Genomic DNA, 23672 nt, shown 5'->3' with positions numbered 1-23672 from the left:
TTGATATTCAATAACTTACTAAAGAATATACAACTCACAAACCTGCGCTGAATTTTATAGTTTTTTTAACTACCGATATAAACCGCCAAATCTTATGAATAAATAAACCAATAAATACAATGTGATATATAGTAAATTATTGTTGAGACACATAAAAAAGCCTTCTAGGGTTAGCTAGAAGGCTTTATTTAATACCACGTTGGTACAAGTGTAAGCTTAAATGTTAATCACCAATGTTGAACTTACAATTGACTCGTCACTCTTACATCAGCCACGCCAAGCAGGAATATTGGCTTCATAGTCGCTAATTGCCGCAGCAAATTCCAGCGTTAAGCCGATGGCATCTAAACCATTAAGCAGCTTGTGCCTTGCTGACTCTGCCAATGAAAAGCTAAAAGTACTGCCTTGTGGTGACGTTACAGTAAGAGCTTGCAAATCAACACTGATTTCAGCTCCTTCTTGAGCATCAACTTCAGCCATTAATTGGCTCACTTCCGCTGCGGTTAACTTCACAGGTAATAAGCCATTGTTAATGGAGTTACCGTAAAAAATATCTGCAAAACTTGGCGCGATAATCACCCGTAGCCCAAAGTCAGCTAATGCCCACGGTGCATGTTCTCGACTTGATCCACAGCCAAAGTTTTCTTGTGCTAGCAATATAGACGCGCCTTTATAGCGCGGTAAGTTAAGTGAAAAAGTCGGGTTAGGCTGCTCGCCCGCGTCATCTAAATAACGCCAATCATGAAATAAGTGCACCCCAAAACCATCACGAGTGACTTTTGATAAAAATTGCTTCGGGATAATTTGGTCGGTATCAATATTTGCGCTATCTATTGCAACCGCTAAACCCGTATGTGCTGTAAAAGCTTGCATCTGTTTCTCCTAGTGGGTTGCCAATTAATAAGGCTTACGAATATCAACAAAGTGACCGGCAATCGCTGCAGCTGCAGCCATAGCTGGGCTCACTAAGTGAGTTCGACTGCCACGCCCTTGGCGACCTTCAAAGTTACGATTACTAGTAGATGCACAGCGATCGCCAGCCTCTAAACGGTCATCGTTCATTGCCAGGCACATTGAGCAACCAGGCAAGCGCCATTCAAACCCTGCCTCTAGGAATATTTTATCTAAACCTTCCGCTTCTGCTTGCAGTTTCACCTGTCCAGAACCCGGTACCACAATAGCGGTGACGCCTTCGGCCACTTTACGGTTTTTAGCATGATGGGCTGCGGCACGTAAATCCTCAATACGGGAGTTAGTACATGAGCCAATAAAGACTTTATTAACCGCAATATCCACCATATTGGTGCCAGAAGTCAGGCCGATATACTCAAGCGCTTTTTCCATGCTGTCACGCACAGTGGCATTGGGCTCAGACTCAGGGTTAGGCACTTGTGCATCAATAGATACCACTTGGCCTGGATTAGTGCCCCAAGTTAACTGCGGCGCGATTTCTGCAGCTTCAAGTACCACTTCGGCATCAAATACTGCATCAGCATCCGTTTTAAGTGCGGTCCAATCTGCAACTGCTTGCGTCCAAGCATCAGCTTTAGGGGCAAATTCACGACCTTCAAGATAATCAAAAGTAGTTTGATCAGGTGCGACCATGCCAGCTTTGGCGCCCATTTCAATGGCCATATTACATAAGGTCATGCGCCCTTCCATTGATAAAGCTGCAATGGCTTCGCCGCAAAACTCAACCACGTAACCGGTACCGCCATCCATACCCAAACGGCCAATGATAGCCAATACAATATCTTTAGCCGTAATGCCCTCAGCCACATGACCACGGACTTCAATTTTCATGGTTTTAGCTTTTAACTGACGTAACGTCTGGGTGGCTAACACATGCTCAACTTCAGAGGTGCCAATACCAAATGCTAATGCGCCAAAAGCGCCGTGGGTTGCTGTATGTGAATCACCACAAACAATCACAGTACCGGGCAAGGTAATACCAAGCTCTGGCCCCATGACATGGACTATGCCTTGATTTGGATGATGGATGTCATATAGCTTCACGCCAAATTCTTTACAATTTTGCGCTAGGGTTTCCACCTGAATACGCGCCATTGGGCTCATGGCATCAAGGCTAGCACTTAAGGTCGAAATATTATGATCCATAGTGGCAAAGGTTTTTTCAGGGGCGCGTAATTTACGACCCGCTGTTTTTAAACCACTAAAAGCCTGTGGTGATGTCACTTCATGAACCAAGTGACGGTCAACATAAACAATCGGCGCTTCTGAGTCAGGTGATGCGACAATATGGGCATCCCATACTTTCTCATATAAGGTTTTTGCTGCCATTAGACACCTTCCTTAATAGCATTAGCGATATAGTCACCCATTTCACTGGTTGATTTTGCATTATGACGCTCATCGCTACTTAATAGCTCACCAGTTAAATAGCCAGCTGATAAGGCTTTACCTACTGCGCGTTCTATCGCACTCGCGGCATCTTCAAGTTTTAAGCTATGGCGTAGTAATAAGGCTGCAGATAGAATTTGCGCCACAGGGTTAGCAATGCCTTGACCTGCGATATCAGGTGCACTACCACCAGCAGGTTCATACATACCAAAACCGCTGCTGTTAAGGCTTGCTGAAGATAATAGCCCCATTGAGCCGGTTAACATGGCAATTTCGTCTGACACTATGTCACCAAATAGGTTCGAACACAGCATCACATCAAATTCATTTGGGCGACGTAATAATTGCATGGTGGCATTGTCGATGTAGATATGTTCAAGCTCCACATCAGGGTAGTCTTTAGCCACTTCTTCAACCACTTCACGCCATAACACTGAACAGGCTAATACGTTAGCTTTATCTACTGAGGTGACTTTTTTGCGGCGACCTTGAGCAGACTGAAACGCAATTCGGGCAATACGCTCTATTTCACGACGGCTATAGCGCATGGTATCGAAGGCTTCTTCATCCAGGCCTTCGCCTTGACGACCTTTTGGCTTACCAAAGTAAATGCCACCCGTTAATTCACGCACACATAACACATCAAAGCCACGTGAAGAGATATCACTTCGCAATGGTGACATATGTTCAAGCCCTGCGTGTAATTTTGCCGGACGTAAATTACAAAACAGTTCAAAGTGACCACGTAGCGGTAATAATGCGCCACGCTCTGGCTGATCATTGGGGGCTAAGTTTTCCCACTTAGGCCCGCCAACACTGCCGAATAAAATGGCATCTGAGGCTTCACAGCCTTTTAAGGTTGCATCAGGCAGCGGGCAACCATGGTTATCAATGGCAATACCACCCACATCGTACTCAGCATATTCAATGTCCAGCGCAAATCGGGCTTCAACTTCATTAAGCACTTTACGTGCCTCAGCCATGACTTCTGGCCCAATACCATCTCCGGCCAATACAGCTATTTGATAACTCATACTCCACCTAACTCCCTTTCTTTATGAATCTGTTGTTTAAAATCAGCCACTTTATCGGCGCGATAGGTTAAGTTCATTACATGAACTAACGCTTGAGCCGATGACTCGACAACATCTGTTGCCAAGCCGACACCATGGAATGTTTGCTGATTGTATTCAGCTGTAATATCCACTTGGCCTAAGGCGTTTTGCCCTTCGCCTTTAGCGCTTAATTTGTAATTAGTAATATTGATGCTGCGACCAGTTGCACGGGCAATAGCATTGTATGCTGCATCGACTGGGCCATTACCGGTTGCCGCTTCGGTTATTTCTTTGTCATCAACCACTATACGCACCGTGGCAGTGGCTACACCTTCAGTTGAATCTGAGTGCACCATTAAATGTTGCAGTGAGTACTTATCATCATCTTGAGATTGCGCTTCGATAAACACTAAGGCTTCAAGATCATAATCAAATACCTGGCCTTTTTTATCTGCCAATTTCAAAAACTGATCGTAAAGACTGTCCATATCATAATCGGTTTCTTTATAGCCCATTTCTTCCATGCGGTGCTTAATCACGTGGCGACCTGAGCGCGAAGTCATATTCAAGTTATTACGATTAAGGCCAATGCTTTCAGGCGTCATGATCTCATAGGTATTTTTAGCTTTTAGCATGCCATCTTGGTGAATACCTGATGAATGCGAAAATGCATTAGTCCCCACTACCGCTTTATTAGCCTGAATCGGCATATTACATAGCTGGCTTACAAGGGATGAAGTGCGGTGAATTTCTTTGGCATTAATGTTGTTTTCAAGCCCGAGTAAATTCTTGCGGGTTGCCAAAATCATCGCTATTTCTTCTAATGAACAATTACCAGCGCGCTCACCAATACCATTAACCGTACATTCAATCTGGCGAGCACCATGCTCAACAGCAGTAATTGAGTTCGCTACCGATAAACCTAAATCATCATGACAATGCACCGAAATCACCGCTTGATCGATATTCGGCACTCGGTTAAATAAGGTTTGAATAATGCCGCCAAACTCACTTGGGACGGTGTAACCCACTGTATCTGGGATATTAATGGTTCTAGCACCCGCTTTAATAGCTTCTTCTACCATACGGCAAAGGTTATCAATGGGGGTACGCCCAGCATCTTCACAAGAGAACTCAACATCGTCAGTAAAGCGGCGGGCATATTTAACCGCACTCACTGCCATTTCTAATACGTCATCAAATGAACGCTTTAATTTGCTTTCAACGTGAATGGTTGAGGTTGAAATAAAGGTATGAATTCGAAACTGATCAGCAACAGATAATGCTTGCGCTGCGGCATCGATATCTTTTTCTAATGCACGAGATAAGGCACACACTCGGCTATTTTTAATGGTTTTTGCAATGGTTTGCACTGACTGAAAATCACCAGGCGATGACACAGGAAAGCCCACTTCCATAACATCAACACCTAAACGCTCAAGAGCCAATGCAATTTGCAGCTTTTCTTTAACCGTTAAACTGGCTGCTAACGCCTGCTCGCCGTCTCTTAATGTGGTATCAAATATTATGACTCTATCGGACATCTTTTTCTCCATCGAACCTGGTTATTCACGTTAAAGTTTGTTCGCTTTGCTAATGGATTTGAGTGCTTTGCTCATTTAGTTCATTAGACTTTTTGTTTGTTATATAAATCAATCAGAGGCAGAAACAAAAAACCCCGCGGCTATTAGCGCGGGGTTTGTGAATACTAGTAAACTTATTTAGCTTGTAACACAAAGGACTCCGCGCAAATATTGCGTAAGAGAAGAAGGAGACCCAGTAAAATGTTACCACTATAAATATTCATTTTATTTAACTAATTATTCTGCGATTAATTTATCTATACCCACTTTTTATCCTGACCAGCTGGCTGTGTCAACCCCAATTTATTCATCTTTTGTGCAACACTGCAGCTTAAAAGCCTGATTTACTCATCGCTTTTAAGCACAAATAAATCCCCACATGCCCGTACACTGCTGTTTACACGTAATTTATCGTTTATTTTTGACTTTATTAATATGCAAAAAAATGGATTTAAAATTTCTAATATTAATCTGTTTAAAGGAAGGCTTTAGTTATATCTAAGCACAAAGAAGCTTAGCTCTTTACGAGGCTAAGCGAGGAAGATAAACCATGACATGCTTGTTTTAAAATGCAAACAGACTAGGGCAATCAAAGCCATCAAATGATTAGGTAGGAGTGTTTATAAGGAACTAGAACCAGCATTAGCGGCTAAGTAGTCACCGCCAATGCTGCAGATAAGCAGGTTAAGCTAAAGCAATTAACATAGCCTTGAAGGCGAGTGAGTTAATTCTCAATCAAATACTGACTAATTTCATCAAGAAAATCACCGCCGAAGCGACTTAGCTTTCGCTCACCGACACCATTTACTGCCAGCATTTCACCGGCACTGGTGGGCACCATCGCCGCCATTTCCGCTAAGGTGGCATCATTGAACACCAAGTATGGTGGCACATCATGTTTTTCAGCCAGTTCACGGCGCAGTAGCTTGAGCCTGGCAAACAATTTACGATCATATTGCTGCGGTGCACGTGATGAACTGGTGCGGCGCTTAGTAGTCACTAATTGAATGCGAGGTTCAGCTAGCTGTAAGCTGGCTTCCCCGCGTAATATTGGTCGTGCTGATTCATTTAGCTTTACTGAAGAGCCGCGAGTAATATCTTGGCTAGCTAAACCTAAATGAATAAGTTGCCTAATCACACTGAGCCAATATTCATGACTGTGATCTTTACCAATGCCCCAAGTGGACAGCTTGTTATGGCCGCGATCCATCACGTTGGCAGCTTTTGAGCCCCGCAATACATCAATGACTTGGTTAACACCGAAATATTGATTGAGTCTAAAAATGCACGACAGCACTTTTTTGGCATCTTCGCTGCCATCATAACGCTTAGGAGGGTCGAGACAAATATCACAGTTACCACAAGGTTTTGAGCCACTTTCATCAAAGTAATGCAGTAATACTTGTCGACGGCAGGTTTGCGCTTCAGCAAAGGCTGCCATGGTATTCATTTTATGTAATTCAACGTCTTGCTGTGGGCCAGGTTCTGATTGCTCAATCAAGTGCTTAACGCGGCCTATATCGGCAGGATCAAACAACATATAAGCTTCGGCATCTAAACCATCACGGCCGGCACGGCCTGTTTCTTGATAATAAGACTCTACACTTTTGGGGATATCGTAATGCACCACAAAGCGGACGTTGGATTTGTTAATCCCCATACCAAATGCCACAGTGGCGACCACAATATCGATTTTGTCTTTTAAAAACTTATCTTGAATCGCGCCGCGCTCTTCTTGGGTCATCCCCGCATGATACGCCGCTGCACTAAAGCCTTGCAGTTTTAAGCGATCGGCAACTTCATCGACTCGCCTACGGCTACTACAATAAATGATGCCATTACTGCCCTTTTGCAATTGTAAAAACTGTTTGAGCTGGTTAGCGGCATTAAGTTTTTCAACCACGGTATAGCGAATATTGGGACGGTCAAAACTGGAGAGTAAACAAAAAGGACTGATTTGAAGGCGCTGACAAATACTTTCACGGGTGGCCTGATCGGCCGTCGCGGTTAACGCCATCAGTGGCACATACGGGAACAACTGTTTCAGTTGGCCAAGGGCGGCATATTCAGGTCTAAAATCATGACCCCATTGACTAATACAGTGAGCCTCATCAATGGCAAACAGTGAGATTTGTAACTCATGCATCCGCTCGATAAAGTCAGGCCGCAGCAAGCGCTCTGGTGATACATAAAGCAGTTTAATTTCGCCTTTGTGTAAGCGTTTTAAAATCTCAACGGTTTCATCGCGGGGTAAAGAAGAATTCAAATATGCGGCGGCAACACCTGACTGAGTCAAGCTATCAACTTGATCTTTCATTAACGAAATCAGCGGCGAGACCACAATGGTTAATCCCGGGAGGATCAATGCTGGCAACTGATAACACATACTCTTACCGCCACCGGTTGGCATAATCACTAGGGTATCTTGGCCACTTAAGGTCTGCTCAATGATCTCACGCTGACCTTCGCGAAAGTCACGATAACCAAAGATTTGCTGTAATTGCTGTCCAAGCACATCTTCCACAACTGGGGTTGCTGAGACAATCGCTTGCGCTGGAACTTGAGACTCGACTGGGCTAGAAATAAGATTATCCATTAATAGGGCTTGAGATCAGATGCAGCATTTTAAAGCACTGAGGCGAAGATGTCTGCACACAAACCGCAACAGCTCAAATATGCAGCATTGATTTTACCAAAGGGATTAGGCTAGATTAAATGCTCTACAATAATAACGATAGAAATTAGGCTGCATATGACTACGGATGTCCAACTACAAGCATTAAAGCAAGTCGCTGAAATATTTGACCAACATGTGCCATTTCATAATTTATTAGGCTTAGAGATTAAGCGCTATGATGAGAGTGGTGTTGAAGTGATGATTAAAATGAAGCCTGAGCTCATCGGCAATATTCATCAAAATATTTTACACGGCGGGGTTACTGCAACCTTGCTCGATGTGGTTGGCGGACTGACCTGTTTTGCCGGCTTAGTATCAAGCAGAGACGACTGGACCTTGGAGCAATTACAACAACGTCTAACCACCTTAGGCACTATTGATATGCGGGTTGATTTTTTGCGCCCTGGACGTGGAGAAATATTTACTGGCACTGGTTGCGTCATTCGTTCAGGCAATCGGGTGTCAGTCTGTCGCATGGAATTACATAACGAACAAGGTACCCATATCGCCTTCGGTACTGGGACCTATATGGTAGGTTAACTTATTAGGACTAAATCCATAAAAACCAACATAAACATAAACTTAAAACATCTTAGCTTGCCGATTTATACCAACTGCGATAATGCTGAGGCTAATTAGTGGATCTTATTGAAAAATGATCCAGCGATTAGCTTGAGAGATCGGCAAAGGCAACCTACAATCGCCCTCTCTTTGTCAGTTGTTTGTGGAAATTCATGCAAGATATTGAAACACGTAAAGGCATTATCCTCGCCATTTGTGCTTATTGCTTATGGGGCATAGCACCACTGTATTTTAAATTACTGGCTGATGTGTCAGCCTTCGAAACCTTGGCTCACCGCGTGGTGTGGTCCTTTATCTTTATCATCATTTTAATGCAGTTTATTGGCGGATTTTCACGCCTAACACTGTTATTGAAAAAGCCAAAACAATTACTGGTGTTGGCGCTGACCTCGGTACTGATTGCACTTAATTGGCTGATTTTCATTTGGGCGATTAACAACGGCCACATGCTCGATGCCAGTTTAGGTTATTTCATTAATCCACTATTTAACGTATTGCTTGGAATGGTATTTTTATCTGAGCGGTTACGAAAATTACAGTGGTTTGCGGTGGCGCTTGCCTGTATCGGGGTGCTCATCCAGCTCATCTCCTTTGGCTCTATCCCATTGGTGTCTTTAGCGCTGGCAGCATCATTTGGTTTTTATGGTTTATTACGTAAAAAAGTCAACATTGATGCTAAAGCGGGTTTATTGGTTGAAACCGCTATTTTACTGCCTGTGGCATTAGCTTATTTAGCCCTAACGCTTGATACCGCATCGGCAAATATGCTCACTAACGATATTGGAATGAACTTAACCTTAGTGGCCGCAGGTATTGTTACCACCATTCCACTATTGTGCTTTGCAGGGGCAGCCATTCGTATCCCATTATCCATGCTGGGTTTTTTCCAGTATATTGGCCCAAGTATCATGTTCATGTTGGCAATATTTTTATTCAAAGAGCCTTTTGATATTGAAAAAGGGGTCACATTTGGCTTTATTTGGAGTGCATTAGTGTTGTTTACCGCTGATATGGCGCTGCAGCGCCGTCGCCGCTTAAAGCAAAGCTAATAGCTATCGCCTTTTCAATGCTTCATTGCCGCAATGGCTTTCATTGCGGCCTCGTTATCCTCTAGGGTTACTAGCATTACATAGCCTCTAGTGGTTGGCAGTAGCAAGGCATCGTCCCTTGTGAGTGACACCAGCGCCTTATCGCCGTTTTTAAGGGTAAACCATCCTAGTGAGTATCCGGCAATGCCTATGCCGTTTGTACGCCACTGTGGAGTTAATTCTAATTCAGTTGTTAAGTCCACTACTCTCACTTGCTGCCAAAGTAATTCATCCGTGTTGAAATCCTGACTGTAAAGGGGGATCGATAACGTCAAAGGCTTATTGTCAGGCTTTAGCGTCAACTGGCTATTATTGGTTTGATACAGGGTCCATGAGAACAGCATAAACAGGAATAAAATAATCCCGTAGCTAACATACAACGCAGTGCTCGGTAATTTCTTTACCCAAATCAGCGCCGTTAGCCCTACTAACCCAACCAGCACCCCGACAAAATTGAACATGCCGTGACTGCTTAATCCTGCTAATGCTATTTCAGTCATTTTTCCTACTTAGTGATGTGTTTTTATAAGGATACATCTTTATTCATTTTTCAATATTATCATAATCTTCATAACATGCTGACCGGCATAGTTTTATCACCCCAAATCTTGCCTAAAAATCAGTAACCATGATGAGTTAACATCTGAAATACACAAAAATGCCACCGTAAAGTAACCTCCACGGTGGCATTGCTATAACGGCACAATCGCAATACAGCTTACAAGTCCAACGCCAGAACTTTTGAATTGCGTTGGAAGTTATACAGCTTCTTTTTTGCGTTAGGCAGCTGTTCAACATCAACAATATTAAAGCCGAACTCCAAGAACCAATGAATACTGCGGGTGGTTAAGGCAAACAGTTTCGAATAACCTCGAACCCGTGCTTGGCCAATAATATTGTTCAGCAACACACTGCCTCTGTCAGCATCACGATAGTCTTGATGCACCACTAAACAGGCAAACTCACCGGCATTGTCTTCTTCAAAGGGATATAACGCCGCGCAGCCAATGACTAAGCTATCGCGCTCAATCAACATAAACTGCTCAATTTCCATTTCCAGCTGCTCACGGGAGCGGCGCACTAGCACCCCTTGCTCCTCTAATGGGCGAATAAGGTCTAATACTCCACCGATATCGCCAATGGTGGCGCGTCTTAAGCGCTCAGCGCTTTCAGTAACAATTTGGGTACCAATACCTTCACGGGAGAACAACTCTTGTAGCAAAGTGCCATCTTCAAGGTAGCTCACCAAGTGACAACGTGGAATGCCATTACGACAAGCATCAATACTGGCCTTTAAAAATGCCATGGTGCCCACACAGGATTTACCCGCCGTTTGCATTTCATCCAAGATGGACTGCGCGCCATTTGGCATCAGCTCAGCAATCACCTCGCCGTCTTTGCCCAAAATGCCGTGGGTATTACTAAAACCAATAATTTTGTCGGCTTTAAGCTTTATAGCCACTTTGGTGGCCACTTCTTCGGCGGTTAAGTTAAAACATTCGCCAGTGACAGAAACCGCAATAGGCCCCATCAATACAATACAATTTTTTTCCAGCTGGCATTCAATACCTTGAGTATCAATACGGCGCACTTTGCCCGTTAGGCAAAAATCCACCCCGTCATCGACTCCCAAAGGCTGAGCAATAACAAAGTTGCCACTGACAAGGTTGATTTGTGCATTTTGCATTGGGGTGTTGCCAAGGCTCATTGACAGCCTTGCTGTAATATCAAATTGCACTGAGCCTGCAACTTGTTTAATCACTTTTAATGAGTCTTCATCAGTAATGCGCACGCCGTTGTGATAACTCGGTTCAATACCCGCACTGTGCATGGCGCTATCAATTTGCGGCCTTGCGCCGTAGACCAACACCACTTTAATCCCTAAGGAGTGCAACAAGGCGACATCGTTTAAGATGCCTCTAAATTGATTATGCAGCAGGGCTTCGCCGCCAAGCATGACAACAAAGGTTTTTCCGCGATGAACATTAACGTATGGCGCTGAATGGCGGAAACCATCAACCAGCTCTGTGGTTCTTAAAGGCACATTAACCCCTAAACAAATAATCAATCAGAACAGTCAGTGACAAAACCACCAACAAATATAATTACGCAATAATATTGCATTTAAATTCACTTTAAAAGCATTTTATCGCATTAGTAATAGTTTTAGACCATAAATAGTGCCTATAAAGCAGTAAATAAGCTCACATAACCGCCAAATAGTTCAAATGGCGTTTATGCATAAGGCGGCAATATAGCGTCAATAAGTGAATAATGAAGACAAAATAAGCGTAACGACCTCTATCACTGTAAGGCGTTGTTTATAAAGCAAGAGAAAAGCATAACTGATTGAAATTGATAACGCGGAGATCTGGATTACATTTTTGACAGGCAAAAAAAAAGCCCCATAAAGGGACTTTTTTAAAAGAACAAAATCAATTACTTGATTTTAGCTTCTTTGTACATAACGTGCTGGCGAATAACTGGATCAAATTTCTTGATTTCCATTTTTTCAGGCATGTTACGCTTATTTTTTTCAGTAGTGTAGAAGTGACCAGTTTTAGCACTAGATACTAATTTGATCTTCTCACGATTACCTTTAGATTTAGCCATTTTCTATTATACCTTCTCGCCGCGGGCACGAAGTTCTTTAACAACAACTTCAATACCTTTTTTGTCGATGATACGGATACCTTTGGTAGATACACGTAGTTGCACGAAGCGTTTTTCTTCTTCTAACCAAAAACGGTGGTTTTGTAGGTTAGGTAAAAAACGACGACGAGTCGAATTTTTAGCGTGCGAACGGTTGTTACCAACCATAGGCTTCTTGCCAGTAACTTGGCATACTCTTGACATGTCAATCTTCTCCAAAAACAATTTTAAAACGCTCGAGCATTTATGTGCCTCGTGTGGCCGTCGCCCGAGGCACAAAGAGGGCGCATTTTATACACGATAACAAAAATAAGGTCAAGCGTTGTTTAATTTATCCACCCGCGTTCAGCAAAAGAAACTATCTCCTGATCGCCTACAACCATATGATCTAAAAGAGAAACATCGATAGTAGATAAGGCTTTTTTTAATCTGTCAGTAATTTGCCGATCTGCCTGACTTGGCTCTGCAATGCCAGACGGGTGATTATGACACACTATGACTGCCGCAGCTTTTTTTTCCAACACCAAGCTCACCACTTCACGTGGGTAGACTGATGCAGAATTAATCGTTCCGCGGAATAATTCTACAAATTGAATCACTCTATGTTGGCTATCCAACAATAGTAATGCAAACACTTCATAGGATCGGTCTGCTAATTGTCTCATTAAATAGTCCCGAGTTAAATCAGGATTTACCAAAATTTGCCCTCTACGCAGATTTTCTTGCGAAATTCGCTTAGAAATCTCCGATGCCGCCTGTAATTGGGCATATTTTACCGGCCCAACACCCGACAATTGGCAAACTTGACTACGCGGTGCACAAAATAAAGCCCTTAATCCGCCAAACTGACCAATCATATCTCGGGCAAGATCGACCGCATTTTGACCTGCTATGCCATTTCGCAGTAAAACCGCCAGTAACTCGGCATCCGATAAATGCCCTGCACCTAAATGTAATAATTTGTCTCTTGGCCCTTCTCCTTCAGGCCAGTCTTTAATCGCCATAAACACTCCTTGTTTAATGTCATCCGTGATGGGGGCACTCATACTTGTATGAGTAAGTTATAGATAGTGGGTAGCAATAACTTTTTGTAAATAGCGAGTTGTGACCCTTAGTTGTTGTGACCCTTAGCACATCATTATGGTCTATATTTTTAATTTCGGATCATCATCCTTATTTAGATTGTGATATCTTAGCCGCAATATCGCGATGAGCAGGATTGAGCAAAACATGCTGACAAATAAAAAAGTCCTTCTAGGCATAGGTGGTGGTATTGCTGCCTATAAAAGTGCCGACTTAATACGCCGCCTTAAAGAGCGCGGTGCTGATGTTCGTGTGGTCATGAGCCAAAGCGCCATGGAGTTTATTACCCCACTGACAATTCAAGCGCTATCAGGTCATCCTGTGGCCTCAGATTTACTCGACCCTGCAGCGGAAGCCGCAATGGGTCATATTGAGCTAGCAAGATGGGCAGATGTGGTTATCGTCGCACCAGCGACCGCTAACCTCATTGCGCGTATTAATGCAGGTATGGCAGATGAACTGTTAACCACCACCTGCCTTGCTACTGAAGCGCCAATTATCGTTTGCCCAGCCATGAACCAGCAAATGTATCGCAACCTTGCAACCCAAGAGAACCTTGCCAACATTAAACGTAAAGGCATCACCGTTTGGGGGCCTGCCAGTGGCGATCAAGCTTGTGGCGAAGTCGGCCCAGGTCGAATGCAAGAGCCCTTGGCCATTGCTGAGCAACTGGTGCAGTATTTCGCCCCAGCTGAAAAACCATTAAACGGTTACAAATTGATCCTGACTGCGGGCCCAACCCGTGAAGCAATCGATCCGGTTCGATACATCTCTAACCATAGCTCAGGTAAAATGGGCTTTTCATTAGCCGCAGCCGCAACCCAAATGGGCGCTGAAGTCACCCTCATTAGCGGCCCTGTTAATCTGGCCACACCTTCAGGCGTTAAGCGCATCAATGTCGAATCAGCACAACAGATGTTAGATGCCGTCATGGAAAACATTGAAGACCAAGCAATTTTTATCGGCTGCGCTGCAGTGGCCGATTACCGCATCGCCACCGTCGCTGAATCTAAAATCAAAAAGTCGGCTGAGCATATGCAACTTGCGCTCGTTCGCAATCCTGATATCTTAGCCAGCGTTTCAGCGCTAAAAAATCGACCTTTCACTGTAGGTTTTGCTGCAGAGACCGATAACGTAGAAGAATATGCCCGTGGCAAGCTTGAACGCAAAAAATTAGATCTTATTGCTGCCAATGACGTATCAATTGCAGGTCTAGGGTTTAACGCCGATAACAATGCGCTGCAGGTGTTCTGGAAAGACGGTAGTGAAAAACTACCCGCAACAGACAAACTGACACTGGCAACGCAATTACTTACTTTGATAGCAGCAAAGATTAAAACATCATGAAAACACCTGTAGAACTTAAACTTCTCGACTCGCGTATTGGCAGCGAGTTTCCTTTACCTGCTTATGCCACCCCAGGCAGTGCAGGTATGGACTTACGTGCCATGATTGATACCACTATGGTTATCGAGCCAGGTGAAACCGTATTAATCCCAACTGGCATAGCTGTACATGTTGCCGATCCAAGCTTAGCTGCCGTGATCTTGCCTCGCTCAGGCTTAGGTCATAAACATGGCATCGTATTAGGCAATTTAGTCGGCTTAATTGATTCAGACTACCAAGGCCCCTTAATGGTGTCTTGCTGGAACCGCAGCGATAAAGCCTACAGCATCGAAATAGGCGATCGTTTAGCGCAGTTAGTTTTTGTGCCTGTAGTACAGGCGCAGTTTACCTTAGTCGATGAGTTTGATACCTCAGAACGTGGTGAAGGTGGATTTGGTCATTCTGGCACCAAATAACCTTTACAAGTAGTCACAATCCTAGGAATAAATAATGGCGGCTAGCCCAAAAATAAATCGTCGTGAGCACATTTTACAGTGCCTTGCGCATATGCTGGAAACCAGCCCTGGTCAACGTATTACCACTGCTAAGTTGGCAGCTGAAGTTGGTGTTTCAGAAGCGGCGTTATATCGCCACTTCCCAAGTAAAGCGAGAATGTTTGAAGGCTTGATCGAGTTTATTGAAGATGCGATTTTATCGCGCTTGAATATCATCATGGATGAAGAAAAAGACACCATGAAACGTTGTGAGCTGGTACTGCAACTCTTACTGGTGTTTTCAGAGCGTAACCCGGGGATCTCACGGGTGCTCAATGGTGATGCACTTTTAGGTGAAAATGAACGTTTACGCAGCCGCATTAGCGCACTGTTTGCCAAAATTGAAACCCAAATCAAACAAATACTGCGTGAAAAAACCCTCCGTGAAGGCAAAGGTTTTAATATCGACGAAGCCATACTTGCCAACCTACTGCTTGCAGTAGCAGAAGGGAGAATCGCTCAGTTTGTGCGTAGTGAGTTCAAACAAAAGCCCACTAAGCACTTCGATGAACAGTGGCAGTTTATTCAGCAGCAACTGTTGAGAAGCTAACCTATTAGCATTGCTAATATCGCTTATTATGGTCGTTGAATTAACACAAAACAACATATCTAAAACGCACTTCGGTGCGTTTTTTATTGCCGATAAATTGTATTTGTTAATTAAATGTCGTACTTTGGCTTTAGTTTATCGATAGCTATCGATAAATATTACCACTACAAAAATTAACAAGGATGTTTATGAAACACACTGCTGTTATTGCAGCCTGTCTGCTGGCCTTTATTCCCTCAATATCTCATGCGGCATCATTATCTGATGCGAGCCTTTTCAGTAAAGGGGCAAAGTTTAGCGATGTCAAAATTTCTCCAGAAGGTGATTACCTCAGTGCATTAACTAGCCACAATGGCAAAAAAACCTTAGTTATTTTAGAAACAAAAACCAAAAAGCTGCTCAATGCGCTCAACTTTCCAGGTAATGCCGAAGTCGGCAATTATGTATGGGCAAACCATGAACGTATTGTGCTACAAAAAGTCTATTTAAAAGGTTGGTCCGACATTCCACAATATTATGGCGAATTATTTGCTATTAACGCTGATGGCTCACGCAAAAAATACTTATTTGGCTATAACAGTGGCGAGCAACAAACCGGTTCCCATATAAAGAAAAACACCGCTATTAATGCCACTGCATTCATACTTGATCCAATGCCAGAAAACAATAAACACATGCTGGTCAATGCGATACCATGGAGCAGTGCGCTTTCGAGAGGTTATGATAGCCTTCAAGATGTATATCGTGTCGATCTCTATACTGGTAAAAGACGCAAAATCGTTACCTCTCCCATAGGTAAAGCTAGCTTTTTAACCAATCATACAGGCGAAGTAAAATTTGTAGCTGGTATCGATAGTCAAAATAAAACCCAAATATTTTATCGCCATGAAGGCGATTGGCTGAACAGTAGCAAGCTTAATCTTGGTTTGACTGATTTTTATCCCATTTCATTCGCCAATAACCCTGACACCATTTTTGCCGCAGGCAGAGAAGACAATCACACCTTGGGGGTGTATAAAATTGATTTAACTAGCGGCGAAAAGCAACTGGTTGTTCAAGATGAAGATGTTGACCCAAGCAACTATTGGATTAATAAAAAAACCAAACAGCTTTATGCCGTCGAATTCGATAGCGGATATCCAACTTATGCCTTTGTAGATAAACAAGATCCCCACTCCAAACTAGTTAAACAATTGCTGGCATCACTACCTGGACATCAAATCCAAATAGTCAGTGAAACTAACGACGCTAAACTCGCTATCATTAAAGCCTTCAACGATCGCAACCCTGGTGATTACTACTTATTTGATACCGAAAACACCAAACTTGAATATCTTTTGTCTGAAAAAAGCTGGCTAGACCCTGATGACATGGCTGAAGTGAAACCTATCAGCTTCACCAGTCGTGATGGCAAAACGATTTCTGGTTACCTCACCTTGCCCGCAGGTAAAGAAGCCAAAAACCTACCACTGATTGTTAACCCCCATGGCGGCCCACATTATATCCGCGACAATTGGGGTTTTGACCCACAAAATCAGTTACTGGCGAATCAAGGCATGGCGGTATTACAGGTTAACTTTCGAGGTTCAGGTGGTTTTGGTGGACAATTTCAACAAGATGGTTATCAAAAGTGGGGCTCTGAGATTCAATACGACATCATTGATGGCACCAAATATGTAGTTGACCAAGGTTTTGCAGATAAAGATCGCATTTGTATTGTGGGCGGCAGTTTTGGCGGCTACAGCGCCCTACAAAGTGCCATTATTGAGCCTGATTTATTCAAGTGCGCCATTGGCTTTGCCGGTGTTTACGATTTAGAAATGATGTTTGAAGAAGGTGATGTACAAGAATCTCGAAGTGGCACTAGCTATTTAAAAGATGTGCTTGGGGAAAACCCTCAACAACTTAAAGCCATGTCACCCGCCTTTAATACCGATAAGCTTAAAGCCAGCTTATTACTCGTTCATGGCGGCAATGATGAGAGAGCACCCATTGAGCAGTTAGAGTCATTAGAAAAAGGCTTAAAGCAGCACAAATACCCTTATCAAAAACTAGTCATGGATGATGAGGGTCATGGCTTTTATAATGATGAACATAGAGCCAAATACTACAATAAGATGTTGAGTTTTTTGAAAGATAATCTCAAGTTGTAATTTTGTCGCCTCACACCAAAGCCGATACTTGACTAAAAAGGTCGGCTTTTTTTATTTCAATAATATTAATTTGACCTAAATCACGTTATTATCCCGTCCCTGATCTTTGATGCAGCGCTTGCCCATAAAGCGTTAACGTCATTTTTAGCATACACTCATTAAGTATTACCCCTGTGGTTGGAGGATAAGATGGCACTAAGTGAAGCCGCGTTGAAAGTTAAAGCAGCACTAACTGAACAAGGGCTTGAAACCCCAATGCTGCCTCAAACTTACACAGCAGAAGAGCGTAAGCAGAAAATTGAGCATCATATGAAAGAAATCCTGACATTAATGTCGCTGGATTTATCGGATGATAGCTTGATGGACACCCCACGCCGCATTGCCAAAATGTATGTTGATGAGATTTTCTCTGGGCTTGATTACCAGAACTTCCCTAAAATCACCGTCATCGATAATAAGATGGGCGTTGATGAAATGGTGCGAGTGCAAGATATCAGCCTCACCAGTACCTGTGAGCACCATTTAGTGACTATTGATGGCTATGCCACCGTGGCCTATTTACCGCGCACTAAGATTATTGGTTTATCGAAAATCAACCGCATTGTGCGCTTTTTTGCCCAGCGTCCACAAGTGCAAGAAAGACTGACCCAGCAAGTGTTAGTGGCATTACAAACCTTGCTTGAAACCAAAGATGTGGCGGTAAAAATGGATGCGGTGCATTACTGCGTTAAATCCCGTGGCGTTATGGACTCAACCAGTTCAACCACCACCACAGCGTTAGGTGGGGTGTTTAAATCAAATCCTGCTACCCGCGCTGAGTTTTTACATCAGTCTAAGTGCTAATTAAATACTATTGATTAGAAGATGGTAATTGCACAACCAAACACAAAAAAGCCAGACATCATGTCTGGCTTTTGCTTTCTCGCTATTAATACAAAACAGATTAAATACCGTATTGCGCTCGATAAGCACTCACTGACGCTAGCTCTTTTTCCATGCCAGGTTTTTCAGATAAATAGCTAATCAAGTCAGACAGCTTAACGATAGAAACGATGTCACAGCCAAAGTCACGCTCAACTTCTTGAATAGCTGATAACTCGCCTTTGCCTTTTTCTTGTCTGTCTAGGGCAATCAATACGCCTGCAAGGCTTGCATCATGGGCTTCAATGATTTCCATCGATTCACGAATTGCGGTGCCCGCGGTGATCACATCATCCACTAACATCACTTTGCCAGCAAGTTCACTACCCACTAATGAGCCGCCTTCACCATGAGTTTTCGCCTCTTTACGGTTAAAGCAATATGGCACATCTTTATCATGATGATCGCACAAGGCAACCACTGTGGTCGTTGCAATTGGAATGCCCTTATAAGCAGGGCCAAACACTAAATCGTAATCGATACCAGAATCAACTAATGCAGCAGCATAAAAGCGACCAAGACGTGCTAAATCACGACCCGTATTGAATAAACCCGCATTAAAAAAGTATGGGCTAGTACGGCCTGATTTCAGGGTAAACTCACCAAAGCGTAATACCTGACGCTCAAGCGCAAATTCAATAAACTCACGTTGATATGCTTTCACATTATCTCCTTTATACTGTTATCATTTTTTGTAGAATACATTTTAAAAAAGGGCCCTAATGGGCCCTTAATTCAAATCAATTTTTAGCTTAATGCCGCTTTCTGAATGTCCACGATTTCGCGGATGCCGTGCTTGGCTAACTCGAGTAAGCTTAATAGCTCTTCATGACTGAATGGCTCGCCTTCAGCAGTACCTTGGATCTCAATCATCTTACCGGTTTCTGTCATAACAACGTTCATGTCAGTTTCAGCAGCGCTATCTTCGATATATTCTAAATCGCAGATTGGCTCACCTTTATAAATACCAACACTAACAGCAGCAATAAGGAACTTAAGCGGGTTAGTTTTTAAAATACCTTTACCACGAGCCCAGTTTAATGCGTCTACTAATGCAACACAGGCACCAGTAATTGCAGCAGTACGAGTACCGCCATCAGCTTGAATCACATCACAATCGATAACGATAGTGTTCTCACCTAAGGCTTTCATGTCTACAGCAGCACGTAATGAACGGCCGATTAAACGTTGGATTTCTTGAGTACGACCAGACTGCTTACCACGTGCAGCTTCACGTTGCATACGGCTATGAGTCGAACGAGGAAGCATACCGTATTCAGCAGTTACCCAGCCTTGGCCTTGGCCTTTAAGAAAACGCGGTACGCCTTCTTCAAAGCTTGCAGTACATAAAACTTTAGTGTCACCAAATTCAACCAACACCGAACCTTCAGCATGAGCTGTAAATTGACGAGTAATCGTAACTGGACGAGATTGTGCAGGTGTTCTGTCGCTTGGACGCATATGCATTTCCTATAGTGTGGAATTGATGACTTAATTTCGCAGCATATTATAGTGACTTGTTTCAGTGGATGCCACGCTTAACAAAACCCTTATTGGATTTTTATTAACAAAACGGCACACTGAGGGATTAAATATTGTTTAAATGATGTGAGACACATGAAAATTGCCATCTTTGGTGCCGGCTCAACAGGCTGTTTTTTAGCAGGCGAACTCAAGCTCGCTAAGCTTGATGTCAGTGTTATTTGCCGGCCACGGATTAAACACAGCATTATTGAAAATAACGGTATTCGGCTTACCGACTATCAAGGCTTAGATCAACGCGTCATGCCAGATGCTCTGATGACGGGTATCAACCCGACTCTTAATAAGAGCCGTAATGAAAGTGATTATAAAAGTGATATTAAAAGTGATAATAATAGCGGCGATAATGAGCAAATAACGCAATTCGATGTCATCTTTGTCACCCTAAAATGCCACCAACTCACCAGCATCATCGATGACTTATTAGCAATATCAACCCAGCAAAGCGCCATCGTATTAATGCAAAATGGCCTAGGTAGCCTTGAAATCCTTCAGCAAGCCTTTAAAAACCGCAATCAAGTAAGGCAAATCTTTCAGGGCATCACCCCGTTTAATGTATTGCAGCAAGACAACGCCAGCTTTCATAAAGGCACTGAAGGGGTATTTACCTTCGAAACATGCCCGCAAACTCACGCCATTGACACCGCGATGAACAATGCACAGGCAAATATCAGCTGCACATTAGCAACCGATATGACGGCCATTATTAATGGTAAATTACTGCTCAACCTCAATAACGCCTTAAACGCCATATGTGATGTACCGATAAAGCAGCAATTAAGCCAGCGCAAAACCCGAAAACTGCTGGCCATGGCAATGCAAGAGTGGCTTAAGGTCTGCAAACAAGCACACTTACCACTGGCCCAATTCACCAAAGTTAAACCCCGCTTGCTACCGCTGATTTTATCGCTACCTGATAGCTTATTTACCTTGATAGCAAAACCCATGTTGGCAATCGACCCGCACGCACGTTCATCGATGTGGCAAGATATACACGCACAGCGCCCCACAGAAATTGATTACCTAAATGGCGCAGTCGTAAAGCTTGGGCTCAACCACCAAGTGGCAACCCCAGTAAACAGCGCCATAGTCGCAGGAATTAAAAAATTAGAGCAAGGCAAGACAATCAGTATCGATGAGATTTACCTCATGATCCGAGCTTAACTCGCACCTATATAGCGCCAGCACTTACAGAAAGTTAGCCCTGATATACCGCTAGCATTGCTTTCAGCTAGATACAAAAAAGCCGAGCTCATCACTGCATGCAGCAACCAACTCGGCTTTTTAACGCCTTAAAACAATTAATAGTCGTAAATAGTCTCGCTAAATCTACTTAGTCTTTTTAATCATAGGCAGCACCAACAGCGCCACACCTACCACTAAAAATGGAATACTCAATAATTGCCCTGCACTCATTGTCCAATCTGTGGCATAAGCGGCTTGCTTAACCTTGACCATTTCGATGGCCCAACGTGCGCTGAATACGCTACACAAGAACAGTCCAAAAATAACCCCGTGCTTTTGTTTTAAGTTGGTAAATTTATACACAGCAAACAAAGCAATAAAGATAACTAAATAGCTAATGGCCTCATATAACTGCGCCGGATGGCGCGGCAGCATATCAATACGTTCGAAAATAATGCCCCACGGTTTAGTGGTCGGTAGCCCTAAAATCTCTGAATTGGCAAAGTTTGCCATCCGTACAAAAAAGCCAAATATCGCTGTCGCAATGGCTAAGCGGTCAAGTAAAAACAAAAACGGCATATCGGTTTTACGCTTGTAATAGTAAAGCGCTAAAATGGCACCTAAACCGCCGCCATGGCTGGCTAAACCGCCTTCCCAAATGGCCAAAATCTTCATTGGATTGGCAAAATAGTAACTTGGATCGTAAAAGAAACAGTGCGCTAAACGGGCGCCAACAATAATCCCCACCACACAATAAGTCAGTAAATTATCTAGCGATGCGACATCTAAACCTTCTTTTTTGTACATGTGCTTCATAACTTGAAAACCACTGGCAATGGCTACCGCAAACAAAGCCCCATACCAATGTACTTGTAAACCCATAAATGAAATTAATACTGGGTCGAGATTCCACACAAAATGGTCCAATTGACTACTCCAAACATTAACAACCACTCACGCAGCAGGCGTGAGCAAATAATTGCCGCTACTATAAACAATTCATCGGCTTAATTCGATGACTATGGTCACCACAGCAGACTATTTCCATGATAGGTAGACGACACTCGTACCTTAATCGCAATGCTGTGACTGATAAAAGCCGCTTAAGTTGCACACTAACCAGTATAAATAGCTCAAAAGCCAGTTGATAAAACTTGCTAAGCTTTGACCTTCACAATCAGCAGACTATAATCGACACACTATTTACGTTGCTAATTAATCAGGGTTCACAATGATCCAAAGTATGACCGCCTACGCTCGCATTGAGCACAAAGCCGAATGGGGCACAGCCTCGTGGGAAATCCGCTCAGTCAATCAACGTTACTTGGAAACCTACTTACGGTTACCAGAACAAATGCGAAGCCTTGAGCCAGTATTGCGTGATCGCCTACGTAAGCGATTAAACCGCGGCAAGGTTGAGGTCAACTTACGTTATGAACTTTCAGAGTCTGGCAGCAGCGAAATGCGCCTAAACCAAGACTTAGCCAAGCAGCTACTTAATGCCGCTGAATGGTTAAAGAAAGAATCTAGCCATGGCGAACTGAACTTAGCCGACATTCTACGCTGGCCTGGTGTGATGTCTGGCGCAGAGCAAGACATGGGCGACATCAATAAAGACTTACTGGTGGCTTTTGATGGCGCTGTAGCGCAATTTATCGAAGCTCGCGGCCGTGAAGGTGAAGCAATCAATACTATGTTGCAAACCCGCCTAGACCAAATTGTTGAACAAGTGGCCATCGTGCGCGAGCACATGCCAGCCGTGATGCAATGGCAACGTGACAAGCTAACCAACCGTTTAGCAGAAATCACTGGCGAACTTGATCCTGCTCGTATGGAGCAAGAAATGGTGCTACTTGCACAAAAGATGGATGTCGCAGAAGAAATGGATCGCCTTGATGCACACGTTGCAGAAACGCGCTTAATCCTCAAAAAAGGTGGCGCACAAGGCCGCCGCTTAGATTTCATGATGCAAGAGTTTAACCGCGAATCTAATACCCTAGCGTCTAAGTCAATCAGTGCAGAAGTCACCGCCGCAGCGGTAGAACTTAAAGTGCTTATTGAGCAGATGAGAGAACAGATCCAGAACGTTGAATGATATCCAATAGAGTCCAAACAAAACCTTTTACTACTGATTTTAAAAGATTTAATTAAACCTCAGTCCAAAGAGGTCCATTAGCACCCACCACTTTCCAACGCTAAATGGTGGGTGATATGGTGAGTAACTTAGTATATAGTCAATGCATGGCGGTGGGTAAAAACACCCACCCTTGTATTTGACTGGAGGCTAAGGGGCTTATGGGAAAGTTAACCGCAAAGGAAGTTGCAGCAAAATCCAAAGGAGAACCTGGCCGATTCGCTGA

Annotated in this window: 22 protein-coding genes; 9 read left to right on the top strand and 13 right to left on the bottom strand. The window is 43.4% G+C overall.

Annotated features, from left to right (window positions below; genetic code table 11):
- Nucleotides 1–267: 267 nt before the first annotated feature.
- The 5 genes from leuD to recQ form a co-directional block, all read right to left on the bottom strand.
- A complete protein-coding gene (gene leuD, locus BCU91_RS19180; RefSeq protein WP_102440205.1) occupies nt 268–873 on the bottom strand; it encodes a 3-isopropylmalate dehydratase small subunit in 606 nt (201 codons plus the stop codon).
- A gap of 24 nt (nt 874–897) precedes the next feature.
- Entirely contained in the window at nt 898–2301 is a 1404-nt protein-coding gene (leuC, locus tag BCU91_RS19175; RefSeq protein ID WP_102532167.1) for a 3-isopropylmalate dehydratase large subunit, read from the bottom strand.
- The gene (leuB, locus tag BCU91_RS19170) at nt 2301–3395 is read right to left on the bottom strand and encodes a 3-isopropylmalate dehydrogenase (RefSeq protein ID WP_102440203.1); all 1095 of its coding nucleotides are present in this window, start codon (nt 3393–3395) and stop codon (nt 2301–2303) included. Before leuB ends, leuC begins: the two co-directional genes overlap by 1 nt.
- Nucleotides 3392–4960: a 2-isopropylmalate synthase gene (gene leuA, locus BCU91_RS19165; RefSeq protein ID WP_102440202.1), complete on the bottom strand. Its 1569-nt coding sequence runs from the start codon at nt 4958–4960 to the stop codon at nt 3392–3394. The genes leuB and leuA overlap by 4 nt, the downstream gene beginning before the upstream one ends.
- A 763-nt stretch (nt 4961–5723) precedes the next feature.
- Nucleotides 5724–7595, bottom strand: coding sequence for a DNA helicase RecQ (recQ, locus tag BCU91_RS19160; protein WP_102440201.1), 1872 nt, complete (start codon nt 7593–7595; stop codon nt 5724–5726).
- A 156-nt stretch (nt 7596–7751) separates the two neighbouring features.
- On the opposite strand from recQ, the gene BCU91_RS19155 reads away from it, so the two are divergent.
- A complete protein-coding gene (locus BCU91_RS19155) occupies nt 7752–8216 on the top strand; it encodes a thioesterase family protein (RefSeq protein ID WP_102476561.1) in 465 nt (154 codons plus the stop codon).
- 194 nt (nt 8217–8410) lie between these two features.
- Nucleotides 8411–9307, top strand: coding sequence for an EamA family transporter RarD (gene rarD, locus BCU91_RS19150; protein WP_102532166.1), 897 nt, complete (start codon nt 8411–8413; stop codon nt 9305–9307).
- Between the two features lie 14 nt (nt 9308–9321).
- Here the strand turns inward: rarD and BCU91_RS19145 are convergent, their stop codons facing one another.
- The 5 genes from BCU91_RS19145 to radC form a co-directional block, all read right to left on the bottom strand.
- On the bottom strand, nt 9322–9846 hold the full coding sequence (locus BCU91_RS19145) for a PH domain-containing protein (protein ID WP_102440198.1): 525 nt from the start codon (nt 9844–9846) through the stop codon (nt 9322–9324).
- 218 nt (nt 9847–10064) lie between these two features.
- Nucleotides 10065–11390: an amino-acid N-acetyltransferase gene (gene argA / locus BCU91_RS19140; RefSeq protein WP_102532164.1), complete on the bottom strand. Its 1326-nt coding sequence runs from the start codon at nt 11388–11390 to the stop codon at nt 10065–10067.
- Between the two features lie 395 nt (nt 11391–11785).
- Nucleotides 11786–11959: a 50S ribosomal protein L33 gene (rpmG, locus tag BCU91_RS19135; protein ID WP_011494790.1), complete on the bottom strand. Its 174-nt coding sequence runs from the start codon at nt 11957–11959 to the stop codon at nt 11786–11788.
- Between the two features lie 6 nt (nt 11960–11965).
- Nucleotides 11966–12202, bottom strand: a complete 237-nt coding sequence (rpmB, locus tag BCU91_RS19130; protein WP_055025225.1) for a 50S ribosomal protein L28 — start codon at nt 12200–12202, stop codon at nt 11966–11968.
- Nucleotides 12203–12324: 122 nt separating this feature from the next.
- Nucleotides 12325–13002 (bottom strand): DNA repair protein RadC, encoded by a 678-nt coding sequence (gene radC, locus BCU91_RS19125; RefSeq protein WP_102440196.1) that lies wholly within the window; start codon nt 13000–13002, stop codon nt 12325–12327.
- 226 nt (nt 13003–13228) lie between these two features.
- Between radC and coaBC the strand changes: the two genes are divergently transcribed.
- From coaBC to folE, 5 genes are all read left to right on the top strand, one after another.
- Nucleotides 13229–14428: a bifunctional phosphopantothenoylcysteine decarboxylase/phosphopantothenate--cysteine ligase CoaBC gene (gene coaBC, locus BCU91_RS19120; protein WP_102476564.1), complete on the top strand. Its 1200-nt coding sequence runs from the start codon at nt 13229–13231 to the stop codon at nt 14426–14428.
- Complete coding sequence (gene dut, locus BCU91_RS19115) at nt 14425–14883, top strand: dUTP diphosphatase (RefSeq protein ID WP_076538029.1); 459 nt, start codon at nt 14425–14427, stop codon at nt 14881–14883. The genes coaBC and dut overlap by 4 nt, the downstream gene beginning before the upstream one ends.
- A gap of 34 nt (nt 14884–14917) precedes the next feature.
- Nucleotides 14918–15511 carry a nucleoid occlusion factor SlmA gene (gene slmA, locus BCU91_RS19110; protein ID WP_076538032.1) on the top strand — a complete coding sequence of 198 codons (594 nt, stop codon included), beginning with the start codon at nt 14918–14920 and terminating at the stop codon, nt 15509–15511.
- Nucleotides 15512–15693: 182 nt separating this feature from the next.
- Nucleotides 15694–17664, top strand: coding sequence for a S9 family peptidase (locus tag BCU91_RS19105; RefSeq protein ID WP_102532163.1), 1971 nt, complete (start codon nt 15694–15696; stop codon nt 17662–17664).
- 189 nt (nt 17665–17853) lie between these two features.
- A complete protein-coding gene (gene folE, locus BCU91_RS19100) occupies nt 17854–18507 on the top strand; it encodes a GTP cyclohydrolase I FolE (RefSeq protein WP_102440194.1) in 654 nt (217 codons plus the stop codon).
- Between the two features lie 100 nt (nt 18508–18607).
- On the opposite strand, the gene pyrE is transcribed toward folE, so the two are convergent.
- On the bottom strand, nt 18608–19249 hold the full coding sequence (gene pyrE / locus BCU91_RS19095) for an orotate phosphoribosyltransferase (protein WP_102440193.1): 642 nt from the start codon (nt 19247–19249) through the stop codon (nt 18608–18610).
- An 83-nt stretch (nt 19250–19332) separates the two neighbouring features.
- Nucleotides 19333–20046 (bottom strand): ribonuclease PH, encoded by a 714-nt coding sequence (gene rph, locus BCU91_RS19090; protein WP_102440192.1) that lies wholly within the window; start codon nt 20044–20046, stop codon nt 19333–19335.
- A 156-nt stretch (nt 20047–20202) separates the two neighbouring features.
- Between rph and BCU91_RS19085 the strand changes: the two genes are divergently transcribed.
- Complete coding sequence (locus BCU91_RS19085; protein WP_102532162.1) at nt 20203–21291, top strand: 2-dehydropantoate 2-reductase; 1089 nt, start codon at nt 20203–20205, stop codon at nt 21289–21291.
- Between the two features lie 165 nt (nt 21292–21456).
- On the opposite strand, the gene lgt is transcribed toward BCU91_RS19085, so the two are convergent.
- Complete coding sequence (gene lgt, locus BCU91_RS19080; RefSeq protein ID WP_102520343.1) at nt 21457–22239, bottom strand: prolipoprotein diacylglyceryl transferase; 783 nt, start codon at nt 22237–22239, stop codon at nt 21457–21459.
- 304 nt (nt 22240–22543) lie between these two features.
- Between lgt and BCU91_RS19075 the strand changes: the two genes are divergently transcribed.
- A complete protein-coding gene (locus BCU91_RS19075; protein WP_102440189.1) occupies nt 22544–23407 on the top strand; it encodes a YicC/YloC family endoribonuclease in 864 nt (287 codons plus the stop codon).
- Nucleotides 23408–23672 lie beyond the last annotated feature (265 nt).

The organism is Shewanella sp. 10N.286.52.B9 (assembly GCF_002873635.1).
GTDB lineage: Bacteria > Pseudomonadota > Gammaproteobacteria > Enterobacterales > Shewanellaceae > Shewanella.
Note: the sequence above shows the minus strand (reverse complement) of the source record. Positions and strands in the feature narration are given on the sequence as shown.